Source organism: Pseudomonas sp. AC532 (assembly GCF_979258965.1).
Map to the genome: position 1 here is coordinate 1,941,433 of NZ_OZ409888.1, position 13,417 is coordinate 1,954,849.

At 56.3% G+C, this 13,417-nt stretch carries 7 protein-coding genes, 2 tRNA genes and 3 rRNA genes; 1 reads left to right on the forward strand and 11 read right to left on the reverse strand.

Annotated elements, in window-relative coordinates:
• Nucleotides 1-291: 291 nt before the first annotated feature.
• The 9 genes from rrf to ilvC form a co-directional block, all read right to left on the reverse strand.
• Nucleotides 292-407, reverse strand: a 5S ribosomal RNA gene (gene rrf, locus ACZ0AV_RS09270).
• Nucleotides 408-548: 141 nt separating this feature from the next.
• A 23S ribosomal RNA gene (locus ACZ0AV_RS09275) occupies nt 549-3,439 on the reverse strand.
• Between the two features lie 252 nt (nt 3,440-3,691).
• Nucleotides 3,692-3,767, reverse strand: a tRNA-Ala gene (locus ACZ0AV_RS09280).
• 31 nt (nt 3,768-3,798) lie between these two features.
• Nucleotides 3,799-3,875, reverse strand: a tRNA-Ile gene (locus ACZ0AV_RS09285).
• 66 nt (nt 3,876-3,941) lie between these two features.
• Nucleotides 3,942-5,478: ribosomal RNA gene (locus ACZ0AV_RS09290) — 16S ribosomal RNA — on the reverse strand.
• The 16S, 23S and 5S rRNA genes sit together here with 2 tRNA genes alongside, the layout of an rRNA operon.
• Before the next feature lie 560 nt (nt 5,479-6,038).
• Complete coding sequence (gene msrQ, locus ACZ0AV_RS09295) at nt 6,039-6,659, reverse strand: protein-methionine-sulfoxide reductase heme-binding subunit MsrQ (protein WP_499150775.1); 621 nt, start codon at nt 6,657-6,659, stop codon at nt 6,039-6,041.
• Complete coding sequence (gene msrP, locus ACZ0AV_RS09300) at nt 6,659-7,672, reverse strand: protein-methionine-sulfoxide reductase catalytic subunit MsrP (protein ID WP_499150776.1); 1,014 nt, start codon at nt 7,670-7,672, stop codon at nt 6,659-6,661. The genes msrQ and msrP overlap by 1 nt, the downstream gene beginning before the upstream one ends.
• Nucleotides 7,673-7,734: 62 nt before the next feature.
• Nucleotides 7,735-8,550: a CDP-diacylglycerol--serine O-phosphatidyltransferase gene (gene pssA / locus ACZ0AV_RS09305; protein ID WP_499150777.1), complete on the reverse strand. Its 816-nt coding sequence runs from the start codon at nt 8,548-8,550 to the stop codon at nt 7,735-7,737.
• A 153-nt stretch (nt 8,551-8,703) separates the two neighbouring features.
• Entirely contained in the window at nt 8,704-9,720 is a 1,017-nt protein-coding gene (ilvC, locus tag ACZ0AV_RS09310; RefSeq protein ID WP_499150778.1) for a ketol-acid reductoisomerase, read from the reverse strand.
• Nucleotides 9,721-9,845: 125 nt separating this feature from the next.
• On the opposite strand from ilvC, the gene ilvY reads away from it, so the two are divergent.
• Nucleotides 9,846-10,727, forward strand: a complete 882-nt coding sequence (gene ilvY, locus ACZ0AV_RS09315; protein ID WP_499153335.1) for an HTH-type transcriptional activator IlvY — start codon at nt 9,846-9,848, stop codon at nt 10,725-10,727.
• Nucleotides 10,728-10,776: 49 nt separating this feature from the next.
• Here the strand turns inward: ilvY and ilvN are convergent, their stop codons facing one another.
• On the reverse strand, nt 10,777-11,268 hold the full coding sequence (ilvN, locus tag ACZ0AV_RS09320; RefSeq protein WP_073268711.1) for an acetolactate synthase small subunit: 492 nt from the start codon (nt 11,266-11,268) through the stop codon (nt 10,777-10,779).
• Nucleotide 11,269: 1 nt separating this feature from the next.
• Entirely contained in the window at nt 11,270-13,000 is a 1,731-nt protein-coding gene (locus ACZ0AV_RS09325) for an acetolactate synthase 3 large subunit (protein ID WP_499150779.1), read from the reverse strand.
• Between the last annotated feature and the right edge of the window lie 417 nt (nt 13,001-13,417).

The window sequence follows — 13,417 nt, forward strand, 5'->3', positions numbered from 1 at the left end:
CGGCGCACAGTTGTAGCGATTATTTCCGCCGATGGCCGTCGGCGCTCACGAAAAAACTATCCGAAGATGGAAGACCCCATCTTTGCACCTAGCCTCACCCCGCGCGCCTGGCAACCACCTGCACGTGCTGCGTAGCCTGGGTCGAGCGAAGCGACACCCGGGGGTGCCACCAAAGCGTCGCACTTTAGGCTACGAGTCTGTTGCCTGCCCGTCACCCTGGCCGCTGACCTTTTTTGCCGCCACAAAGACGAAACCCCAGACCTCTGTCGAGATCTGGGGTTTCTGGTAGAAGCTTGACGATGACCTACTCTCACATGGGGAGACCCCACACTACCATCGGCGATGCATCGTTTCACTACTGAGTTCGGGATGGGATCAGGTGGTTCCAACGCTCTATGGTCGTCAAGCAATCCGGTTGGGGAGTCGGTTTTTAGGTCGCTTCCCCGAATTGGGTATGTGATATCAGTTGGTGTTGCGTGTTCGTTTTACAAATTTTCGGCATTACTGTCGACTTCTACCGTCTAACAGCCAAATTGTTTGGGTGTTATATGGTCAAGCCTCACGGGCAATTAGTACTGGTTAGCTCAACGCCTCACAACGCTTACACACCCAGCCTATCAACGTCGTAGTCTTCGACGGCCCTTTAGGGAACTCAAGGTTCCAGTGAGATCTCATCTTGAGGCAAGTTTCCCGCTTAGATGCTTTCAGCGGTTATCTTTCCCGAACATAGCTACCCGGCAATGCCACTGGCGTGACAACCGGAACACCAGAGGTTCGTCCACTCCGGTCCTCTCGTACTAGGAGCAGCCCCTCTCAAATCTCAAACGTCCACGGCAGATAGGGACCGAACTGTCTCACGACGTTCTAAACCCAGCTCGCGTACCACTTTAAATGGCGAACAGCCATACCCTTGGGACCGGCTTCAGCCCCAGGATGTGATGAGCCGACATCGAGGTGCCAAACACCGCCGTCGATATGAACTCTTGGGCGGTATCAGCCTGTTATCCCCGGAGTACCTTTTATCCGTTGAGCGATGGCCCTTCCATACAGAACCACCGGATCACTAAGACCTACTTTCGTACCTGCTCGACGTGTCTGTCTCGCAGTCAAGCGCGCTTTTGCCTTTATACTCTACGACCGATTTCCGACCGGTCTGAGCGCACCTTCGTACTCCTCCGTTACTCTTTAGGAGGAGACCGCCCCAGTCAAACTACCCACCATACACTGTCCTCGATCCGGATAACGGACCAGAGTTAGAACCTCAAGGTTGCCAGGGTGGTATTTCAAGGTTGGCTCCATGAGAACTGGCGTCCCCACTTCAAAGCCTCCCACCTATCCTACACAAGCAAGCTCAAAGTCCAGTGCAAAGCTATAGTAAAGGTTCACGGGGTCTTTCCGTCTAGCCGCGGATACACTGCATCTTCACAGCGATTTCAATTTCACTGAGTCTCGGGTGGAGACAGCGCCGCCATCGTTACGCCATTCGTGCAGGTCGGAACTTACCCGACAAGGAATTTCGCTACCTTAGGACCGTTATAGTTACGGCCGCCGTTTACCGGGGCTTCGATCAAGAGCTTCGCGTTAGCTAACCCCATCAATTAACCTTCCGGCACCGGGCAGGCGTCACACCCTATACGTCCACTTTCGTGTTTGCAGAGTGCTGTGTTTTTAATAAACAGTCGCAGCGGCCTGGTATCTTCGACCGGCATGTGCTTACGGGGTAAACCCTTCACACTCACCGGCGCACCTTCTCCCGAAGTTACGGTGCCATTTTGCCTAGTTCCTTCACCCGAGTTCTCTCAAGCGCCTTGGTATTCTCTACCTAACCACCTGTGTCGGTTTGGGGTACGGTTCCTAATTACCTGAAGCTTAGAAGCTTTTCCTGGAAGCATGGCATCAACCACTTCATCGTCCCAAAGGACAACTCGTCATCAGCTCTCGGCCTTAAGATCCCGGATTTACCTAAGATCTCAGCCTACCACCTTAAACACGGACAACCAACGCCGTGCTGGCCTAGCCTTCTCCGTCCCTCCATCGCAGTAATTAGAAGTACGGGAATATTAACCCGTTTCCCATCGACTACGCATTTCTGCCTCGCCTTAGGGGCCGACTCACCCTGCGTCGATTAACGTTGCGCAGGAAACCTTGGTCTTTCGGCGTGGGAGTTTTTCACTCCCATTGTCGTTACTCATGTCAGCATTCGCACTTCTGATACCTCCAGCAAGCTTCTCAACTCACCTTCACAGGCTTACAGAACGCTCCTCTACCGCTCATCCTAAGATGAACCCGTAGCTTCGGTGTATGGTTTGAGCCCCGTTACATCTTCCGCGCAGGCCGACTCGACTAGTGAGCTATTACGCTTTCTTTAAAGGGTGGCTGCTTCTAAGCCAACCTCCTAGCTGTCTAAGCCTTCCCACATCGTTTCCCACTTAACCATAACTTTGGGACCTTAGCTGACGGTCTGGGTTGTTTCCCTTTTCACGACGGACGTTAGCACCCGCCGTGTGTCTCCCGTGCTGACACTTGCTGGTATTCGGAGTTTGCATCGGTTTGGTAAGTCGGGATGACCCCCTAGCCGAAACAGTGCTCTACCCCCAGCAGTGATACACGAGGCGCTACCTAAATAGCTTTCGAGGAGAACCAGCTATCTCCGAGCTTGATTAGCCTTTCACTCCGATCCACAGGTCATCCGCTAACTTTTCAACGGTAGTCGGTTCGGTCCTCCAGTCAGTGTTACCTAACCTTCAACCTGCCCATGGATAGATCGCCCGGTTTCGGGTCTATACCCAGCGACTAAACGCCCTATTAAGACTCGCTTTCGCTACGCCTCCCCTATTCGGTTAAGCTCGCCACTGAATATAAGTCGCTGACCCATTATACAAAAGGTACGCAGTCACAGAACAAGTCTGCTCCCACTGCTTGTACGCATACGGTTTCAGGATCTATTTCACTCCCCTCTCCGGGGTTCTTTTCGCCTTTCCCTCACGGTACTAGTTCACTATCGGTCAGTCAGTAGTATTTAGCCTTGGAGGATGGTCCCCCCATATTCAGACAAAGTTTCTCGTGCTCCGTCCTACTCGATTTCATTGATAAGAGATTTTCGTGTACGGGGCTATCACCCACTACGGCGGCACTTTCCAGAGCCTTCCACTAATCTCAAATCAACTTAAGGGCTAGTCCCCGTTCGCTCGCCACTACTAAGGGAATCTCGGTTGATTTCTTTTCCTCAGGGTACTTAGATGTTTCAGTTCCCCTGGTTCGCCTCATGCACCTATGTATTCAGTGCATGATACCCAGCTTATGCTAGGTGGGTTCCCCCATTCAGAGATCTCTGGATCACAGTCTGTTTGCCGACTCCCCAAAGCTTATCGCAGGCTACAACGTCTTTCATCGCCTCTGACTGCCAAGGCATCCACCGTATGCGCTTCTTCACTTGACCATATAACCCCAAGCAATCTGGTTACTGTCTATAACGTGAAGACGACATTCGCCGAAAATTTGCACTTGAGAACAACGCAAATTTTACCTTGACCAAATTAATTACCAGTGAAAGTAATCAATCAGTCACTTCTATCACATACCCAAATTTTTAAAGAACGATTTTTCGACTGGTCAAAGACCAGAAATCAACACTCATCTGCCTAAACAGGAATGCTCATTTCTGAACTCTATACGCATCAACATCTGTAAGTGGTGGAGCCAAGCGGGATCGAACCGCTGACCTCCTGCGTGCAAGGCAGGCGCTCTCCCAGCTGAGCTATGGCCCCAAATACTTTCAAGGCCTGCACCCTCAACAATTGGTGGGTCTGGGCAGATTCGAACTGCCGACCTCACCCTTATCAGGGGTGCGCTCTAACCAACTGAGCTACAGACCCAATCGTCTTTCGCAATGAATCAAGCAATTCGTGTGGGTGCTTATGAATAAGCTGGGATCTTTCGATTAAGGAGGTGATCCAGCCGCAGGTTCCCCTACGGCTACCTTGTTACGACTTCACCCCAGTCATGAATCACACCGTGGTAACCGTCCTCCCGAAGGTTAGACTAGCTACTTCTGGTGCAACCCACTCCCATGGTGTGACGGGCGGTGTGTACAAGGCCCGGGAACGTATTCACCGTGACGTTCTGATTCACGATTACTAGCGATTCCGACTTCACGCAGTCGAGTTGCAGACTGCGATCCGGACTACGATCGGTTTTATGGGATTAGCTCCACCTCGCGGCTTGGCGACCCTTTGTACCGACCATTGTAGCACGTGTGTAGCCCTGGCCGTAAGGGCCATGATGACTTGACGTCATCCCCACCTTCCTCCGGTTTGTCACCGGCAGTCTCCTTAGAGTTCCCACCATAACGTGCTGGTAACTAAGGACAAGGGTTGCGCTCGTTACGGGACTTAACCCAACATCTCACGACACGAGCTGACGACAGCCATGCAGCACCTGTGTCTGAGTTCCCGAAGGCACCAATCCATCTCTGGAAAGTTCTCAGCATGTCAAGGCCAGGTAAGGTTCTTCGCGTTGCTTCGAATTAAACCACATGCTCCACCGCTTGTGCGGGCCCCCGTCAATTCATTTGAGTTTTAACCTTGCGGCCGTACTCCCCAGGCGGTCAACTTAATGCGTTAGCTGCGCCACTAAGTTCTCAAGGAACCCAACGGCTAGTTGACATCGTTTACGGCGTGGACTACCAGGGTATCTAATCCTGTTTGCTCCCCACGCTTTCGCACCTCAGTGTCAGTATCAGTCCAGGTGGTCGCCTTCGCCACTGGTGTTCCTTCCTATATCTACGCATTTCACCGCTACACAGGAAATTCCACCACCCTCTACCGTACTCTAGCTTGCCAGTTTTGGATGCAGTTCCCAGGTTGAGCCCGGGGCTTTCACATCCAACTTAACAAACCACCTACGCGCGCTTTACGCCCAGTAATTCCGATTAACGCTTGCACCCTCTGTATTACCGCGGCTGCTGGCACAGAGTTAGCCGGTGCTTATTCTGTCGGTAACGTCAAAATTGCAGAGTATTAATCTACAACCCTTCCTCCCAACTTAAAGTGCTTTACAATCCGAAGACCTTCTTCACACACGCGGCATGGCTGGATCAGGCTTTCGCCCATTGTCCAATATTCCCCACTGCTGCCTCCCGTAGGAGTCTGGACCGTGTCTCAGTTCCAGTGTGACTGATCATCCTCTCAGACCAGTTACGGATCGTCGCCTTGGTGAGCCATTACCTCACCAACTAGCTAATCCGACCTAGGCTCATCTATTAGCGCAAGGCCCGAAGGTCCCCTGCTTTCTCCCGTAGGACGTATGCGGTATTAGCGTTCCTTTCGAAACGTTGTCCCCCACTAATAGGCAGATTCCTAGGCATTACTCACCCGTCCGCCGCTGAATCAGGGAGCAAGCTCCCGTCATCCGCTCGACTTGCATGTGTTAGGCCTGCCGCCAGCGTTCAATCTGAGCCATGATCAAACTCTTCAGTTCAATACTGCATGGGTTTTGAGAAAACCCTAAACTTGGCTCAGCAATCGCAAACCTCTTTATTGCTAAAGAGTTAACTCTCGAATTAACGAGTGTTTACTTGTGATGCTGATAATCTTGCGATCCTCAGTCTTAACCCACAAGCACCCACACGAATTGCTTGATTCAGTTGTTAAAGAACGTTTGGTTAAGCCTTTCGTCTCAACCGAGGCGCGCATCTTACAGCAGCCTCATTTCCTGTCAAGCTGTTTTTGAAGAACTTTTTCTTTCTTCTCAACACCTTGCAGCACCCCACCAGATCATCTTCTCTCCAGCGGGAGGCGCATTCTACAGCGTTACAAACCGCTGTCAACCACCTTTTCAACCGCTTTCGATCCAACCTGATCGAGCCACCAACAGAACACTCAAACCACCCTGTCGATGCCGGCGCATTCTACTCGAATTCGCCGCCCGTGCAACCCTTATTTTCCTCTAACTTCTTGTTTTGCAAGGAGTTTTCAGATCAGGCCACGCCGGAAGTGGTGCGCATTATAGGCCGCCACAATTTCAGGTCAACCGTTAATTTACGCTTTTCTGGAAATTTCCGCCTGCTTGCCCATGACGCGCGGAATTCGACGCATCACCGACGGGATACGCAGCGTGAGCAGCACGCCAGCCATGAAGGCGTATACGGCCCACTCCGCCAGATCGGCCCGCACGATCCACAGCATATGCAGCAATCCAAGCGGCAGAATCAGGTAGATGAGGCGATGCAGCTTTTTCCAGGATTTGCCAAGCCGCCGCTGGCTATAGCGGTTCGAGGTGACGGCCAACAGCAACAGACCGAACAGGGCGAAGGCACCCACAATGATGTAGGGCCTTTTGCGCAATTCGACCGCCAACTGCGACCAGTCCAGGCCAAGGATGAAAACGGCATAGGCAATCAGATGCAGCACGCCATAGGCAAAGCACCACAGCCCCAGCTGACGACGCACGGCGATCCACCCCGACCAGCCACTGAGCTTCTGCAGCGGCGTCATGCTTAACGTGATAAGCAGAAGAATCAGCGTGCCCAAGCCCAGCCGTTCGACCAGCACCTTGCCCGGGTCCGGCCCCAGCGCGAACAGCCAGGCCTGATACAACCAGTACAACGGCCAGACCGCTACCAGCAGGAACACGCACAACCGCCACAACGCATGACGCATCAATAGTTCTTCCGCAGGTCAAGGTTGGCATAGAGGCTGGCCACTTCATCCGCGTAGCCGTTGAACATCTGCGTCTCGCGAACATTGGGACTGAACAGCCCGCTGGGCAGCCGACGTTCACGTGCCTGGGTCCAGCGGGGGTGGTCGACGGTCGGATTGACGTTGGCGTAGAAGCCGTACTCCTGCGCGGCGATACTCTGCCAGGTGGTTTGCGGCTGCTCGCTGACCAGACTGATGCGCACGATGGACTTGATGCTTTTGAAGCCGTACTTCCACGGCACCACCAACCGCAAGGGCGCACCGTTCTGGTTGGGCAGCTCACGGCCGTACATGCCCACCGCCAGGATGGCCAGTGGATGCATCGCCTCGTCCAGGCGCAAACCTTCCACATAGGGCCACTCGAGCAGACCGAAACGCGAGCGCTGGCCGGGCATGCTGTCGGGATCATTGAGGGTTTCGAAGCGGATGAACTTCGCCGCCGAGGTCGGCTCCACCTTATTAAGAAGAGCCGAGATGGGAAAACCTATCCAGGGAATCACCATCGACCAGGCTTCCACGCAGCGCAGCCGGTAAATGCGCTCCTCCAGCTGATAGGGCTTGAGGAAGTCCTCGAGTGCATAGCGCCCCGGCTTGCCGACTTCGCCGTCGATCACCACGGACCAGGGTTCGGTCTTCAGACTTGCGGCATTCGCTGCCGGATCCGACTTGTCGGGGCCGAACTCGTAGAAGTTATTGTAGTTCGTGGCATCGCGAAACGGCGTCAGCGCCTCGTCCTTGACGGTCACGGCTTCCCAGCGGGTTGCCGCGATCTGCTTTTGCAGCCAGGCGGGCGCATTCCCCGCCTCGACATCCGCGTAACGCTCGACAGGCGAAGACTGCGCCCACACGGGCAGGCTGCCTAGTGCCACTCCAGCAGCAGCTGCGGACATGAAGGTGCGACGGGAAAGGTACACAGACTCGGGAGTGACATCCGATTCGTTGCATTCGGATGCCTGAGGCAGCTTGATGAGCATGGTGACTCCGCAGTATCGGGACAGGCGTGCCCAATAGACTACGGAGTCTGCAGGAAATTACATCACTCGCCGGTCTGGCGACGACGCAAACGCAGCAAATACTGGATCGGACCCGACGCGGCATAGGCCAGGAAGATCAACAACAGGATGCGCGGCGGATCGCTGAACACCACCGCGAACACAAGCACCACGGCCAAAATCGCCACGAATGGCACGCGACCCTTCAGATCGAGATTCTTGAAGCTGTTGTATTTGATGTTGCTGACCATCAACATGCCGGCAGCTGCGACCAGGATCGCCACCACGAAGGACATGTTGGAGCCCTGGATGCCGAAATCGCTGAATGCCCATACGGTACCGGCCACCACGCCAGCGGCTGCCGGGCTGGCCAGGCCGATGAAGTAGCGTTTGTCGACGCTGCCGATCTGGGTATTGAAGCGCGCCAGACGCAGCGCTGCGCCGGCTACATAGATGAAAGCGACCATCCAGCCGACCTTGCCCATGCTGCCGAGGGCCCACTCGAACGCCAGCAGCGCCGGCGCCACCCCGAAGGCCACCATGTCCGACAGCGAATCGTATTCGGCACCGAAGGCGCTCTGGGTATTGGTGAGGCGCGCAACCCGACCATCCAGACCGTCCAGCACCATGGCCACGAAGACCGCCGCGGCAGCCACGTAGAAATTGCCGTTCATCGCGTTGATGATGGCGTAAAAGCCGGCGAACAGATTGGCGGTGGTGAACAAGTTGGGCAACAGATAGATGCCACGGTGGCGAACCTTGCGCCCCTCGTCGTCGTGCCCTTCCTCTATATGCTCGTCGATGGGCAGTAAGCTCTCATCGTCCTTGGACGACTTTGGCTCTTGCGGACGCTCGCTCATGAACAATACCTAGTTGCGGATTTGAATTTTCGACCGAGTCGCCGGGCAAGCGTTCGCCCTAACGTCGGCATTAGCGTCCGGGCTTTATACCAGATGCGTCTCCCATAACGAAAAAACGCGACCAAGGCCGCGTTCTTTCTCGATCGACTCGACTCAGTTCTTCGACTTGTCGACGATCTTGTTGGCCGAAATCCACGGCATCATCGAGCGCAGCTGCTCGCCGATGATCTCGATACCATGGGCAGCGTTGTTGCGGCGCTTGGCGGTCATCGACGGGTAGTTGGTGGCGCCTTCGCTGATGAACATCTTCGCGTATTCGCCGTCCTGGATGCGCTTGAGTGCATTGCGCATGGCCTGGCGGGATTCGGCGTTGATGACTTCCGGACCGGTCACGTACTCGCCGTACTCGGCGTTGTTGGAGATCGAGTAGTTCATGTTGGCGATGCCGCCTTCGTACATGAGGTCAACGATCAGCTTCAGTTCGTGCAGGCACTCGAAGTAGGCCATTTCCGGCGCGTAACCGGCTTCCACCAGGGTTTCGAAACCGGCCTTGACCAGTTCGACAGTACCGCCACACAGAACAGCCTGCTCACCGAACAGGTCGGTTTCGGTTTCGTCCTTGAAGGTGGTTTCGATGATGCCGGTACGGCCACCGCCAACGCCCGAGGCGTAGGACAGGGCAACGTTCTTGGCATTGCCCGAAGCATCCTGGTACACCGCGATCAGGTCAGGGATACCGCCGCCCTTGACGAATTCGGTACGTACGGTGTGACCCGGGGCCTTCGGCGCGATCATGATCACGTCGAGATCGCTGCGTGGAACGACCTGGTTGTAGTGAATGGCGAAGCCGTGGGAGAACGCGAGGGTAGCGCCCTGCTTGATGTTCGGCTCGATTTCGTTCTTGTACAGCTGGCCCTGGAACTCGTCGGGCGTCAGGATCATGACCAGATCGGCGGCAGCGACGGCAGACGCCACATCAGCCACTTTCAAACCATGAGCTTCGGCCTTGGCAACGGTGGCCGAACCTTTACGCAGACCGACGGTGACGTCGACACCGGAATCCTTCAGGTTGCAGGCCTGGGCATGGCCCTGGGAGCCGTAACCGATGATGGCAACTTTCTTGCCCTGGATGATCGAGAGGTCACAATCTTTGTCGTAATAAACTTTCATTGTCATTGGCTCTTGGAATCGAAAGGGATGGGTGCTGGCACCGCTACAGGGGCACCTTAAGGGATCCGCCCCATTGCGTAAAATGATATATTTGCAATACCACATGCCGATATATGAAACACAAAATGGACAGCCACGCGCTTACCCTCTTTCTCTCCCTGGCCGAGAACCTGCATTTCGGTAAAACCAGCCGCGAGCAACATGTAAGCCCCTCGGCGCTCAGCCGCAGCATCAAGCAGCTCGAGGAAGAGCTTGGCGCGCCGCTGTTCATTCGCGATAACCGCTCGGTGCAGCTGACCCGCGAAGGGCAGCAGTTCCGCGCCTACGCCAACGATGTCATGAACGGCTGGCAGGCCATTCGGCAGACCGTCAGGCAGGATCAGTTGATCCTTCACGGCGAGCTCTCCCTGTATTGCTCGGTAACCGCGAGCTACAGCTTCCTCTATGACATCCTGAGCAATTTCCGGCGGGACTATCCGCGCATCGAGATGAAGCTGCACACTGGCGATCCGGCCAAGGCCGTCGAGCGCGTGCAGCAGGGGCTGGAAGACCTGGCCATCGGCGCCCTTCCCGACAGCCTGCCGGCCGGCGTGGTCTTTCAGTCGATCACTCGCTCGGAACTGCGCTTCATCGGTCCGCAAGCACCTCAGTTGCTGAGTGACGAGCAAGTGAAACAGCCCGGGGCGCAAAGCTGGCAGGACGTACCGATGATCCTTTCCGAGGAAGGCCTGGCCCGGACCCGCACCGACCGCTGGCTGAAAAGTCATAACATCAAACCGCGTATCTACGCCCAGGTGAGCGGCAACGAGGCCATCGTCAGCATGGTCAGCCTGGGCTTCGGTATCGGCGTGGTACCGCAGATCGTGCTGGACAACAGTCCGCTAGCCGCGCGCATACGCCTCTACGATATCCAGCCACCCCTTACCGCTTACGATATTGGCCTGTTCGCGCTTGAGAAACGCCTCAAGGACCCACTGATCGCGGCCTTCTGGAACCGTCAGCGGTAATTTCCAGGCAAAAAAAACCCGCACTGGGCGGGTTTTTTTACGGCGGCGATCAGATACTCAATACCTTGTCGCCGCGGGCGATACCGGTCACCCCACTACGCACGGTTTCCAGTATCAGCGCGGTGCCGACGGCCTGGATGAAGCTGTCCAGTTTGTCGCTGGTGCCTGCCAACTGGATGGTATAGACGCTCGGCGTGACGTCGACGATCTGCCCGCGAAAGATGTCGGTGGTGCGCTTGACCTCGGCGCGCTGGGCGCCCGTGGCCTTGACCTTGACCAGCATCAGCTCGCGCTCGATGTGGGCGTTTTCCGACAAGTCCACCAGCTTGACCACTTCGATCAGCTTGTTGAGGTTCTTGGTGATCTGCTCGATCACGTCATCGTGGCCGATGGTGGTCAACGTCAGGCGCGACAGGGTCGGGTCTTCGGTGGGCGCCACGGTGAGGCTTTCGATGTTGTAGTTGCGTTGGGAGAACAGGCCGACTACACGCGACAGGGCGCCCGGTTCGTTTTCCAGCAGCAGGGAAATGATATGACGCATGTCAGGTACGCTCCGTCTTGCTCAGCCACATGTCGCGCATCGCTCCACCGCGGATCTGCATCGGGTAGACGTGCTCGCTGGTATCCACGGCGATGTCGAGGAACACCAGGCGATTCTTCATCGCGAACGCCTCTTCCATCTTCGGCTTGAGATCCTTCAGATCGGTGATGCGCATGCCCACGTGCCCATAGGATTCGGCCAGCTTGACGAAATCAGGCAGCGATTCCATGTACGAGTGCGAGTAACGGCTGCTGTACTGCATGTCCTGCCACTGGCGAACCATACCCAGCGCGCCATTGTTCAGGTTGATGATCTTCACCGGAAGGTCGTACTGCAAGCAGGTCGACAGCTCCTGAATGTTCATCTGGATGCTGCCTTCGCCGGTCACGCAGGCGACATCGGCGTCCGGGAAATTGAGCTTGACGCCCATAGCGGCCGGGAAGCCGAAGCCCATGGTGCCCAGGCCGCCGGAGTTGATCCAGCGGTTCGGCTTGTTGAAGCGGTAGTACTGGGCCGCGAACATCTGGTGCTGGCCTACGTCGGAACTGACAAACGCCTCGCCGTGAGTTACCTCGGACAGCGTTTCGATCACGGTCTGCGGCTTGATAATGCTGCCGTCGCCCTTGTCGTACGGGAACAGGCCGCGGTTGCCGCGCCATTCCTCGATCTGCTTCCACCAGGTGGCTTGCGAGTCGCTGTCCGGGCGTTGCTCGATCTCCTTGAGTGCGGCGACCATCTCGCTCAGCACGCTGTCGACCGGGCCGACGATCGGGATATCCGCCTTGACCATCTTGGAGATCGACGCCGGGTCGATATCGATGTGAATGATCTTCGCATTCGGGCAGAACTTGGCCGCATTTTCACCGTTGATCACCCGGTCATCGAAACGCGCACCGACCGCCAGGATGACATCGGCGTGGTGCATGGCCAGGTTGGCGGTGTAACTGCCGTGCATGCCGAGCATGCCGACGAACTGACGGTCATCGCCCGGGTAGGCGCCGAGGCCCATCAGGGTATTGGTGACGGGTACGTTGAGCGCGCGCGCCAGCTCGGTCAGGTGCGCCGAAGCCCCGCCGAGGATCACGCCGCCGCCGGAATAGATGATCGGCCGCTTCGCCGCGATGAGCATTTCCGCCGCCTTGCGGATCTGCCCCGAATGACCACGCACCGCAGGGCTGTAGGAACGCAGCTTGACCTTCTTCGGGTAGCTGTATTCGAACTTCTGGGTCGGATCGCCCATGTCTTTGGGGATATCCACGACCACCGGGCCCGGGCGACCGGATTCGGCAAGATAGAAGGCTTTCTTGATCACTTCGGGGATTTCCGAAGGATGCTTGATGATGAAGCTGTGCTTCACGATCGGACGCGAGATGCCGACCATGTCGACTTCCTGGAAAGCATCGGTGCCAACCACGGTGCTGGCCACCTGGCCGGAAATGATCACCATCGGGATCGAATCCATGTAGGCGGTGGCGATACCGGTCACGGCATTGGTCGCACCAGGGCCGGAGGTCACCAGCACCACGCCGGCCTTGCCGGTGGCGCGGGCATAACCGTCCGCCATGTGGGTGGCCGCCTGTTCGTGGCGCACCAGCACGTGGGTCACTTCCGGTTCTTTGAACAGGGCATCATAAATGTGCAGGAGGGCACCACCCGGATACCCGTAGATGTACTTAACGCCTTCGTCACGCAACGAGCGGACGACCATTTCAGCGCCGGATAAAAGCTCCACGTTGTTCACCTCTAAAACGCCAGAAAACCGCCCTTTTGCAGGGTCGGCCCGAGTAGGTTTACTGCCAGCAGAGCATGAGCGACTGTGGTCGCCGACTACGTCAGCTACAACTGAGCAAGTATTGGGAGAGTCCCTGGTGTGTTGCGGGATTTTCCCACCCAGCGCGAGGTAACGCGTTGCGGGTGTAACGAAAGGTCGGCGCGGGTAACGCCTCATGTCTACTGAGCTGAAGCCAGCTTGCGGCTGACCCCACTGCAGCGAGCAGTTGATTGTTGTGATTCGAGCACGGCAAGTCAAGCGATCCGTGATGGAATGTGCAGCCCGGGGCACCACTCTCGGCAGACCGCACGGGCACCTGCCGCCGACGGTGAAAAATCCATGTCGATGTGAAGCAGTGCAGCATGGACAGGCCGCCGA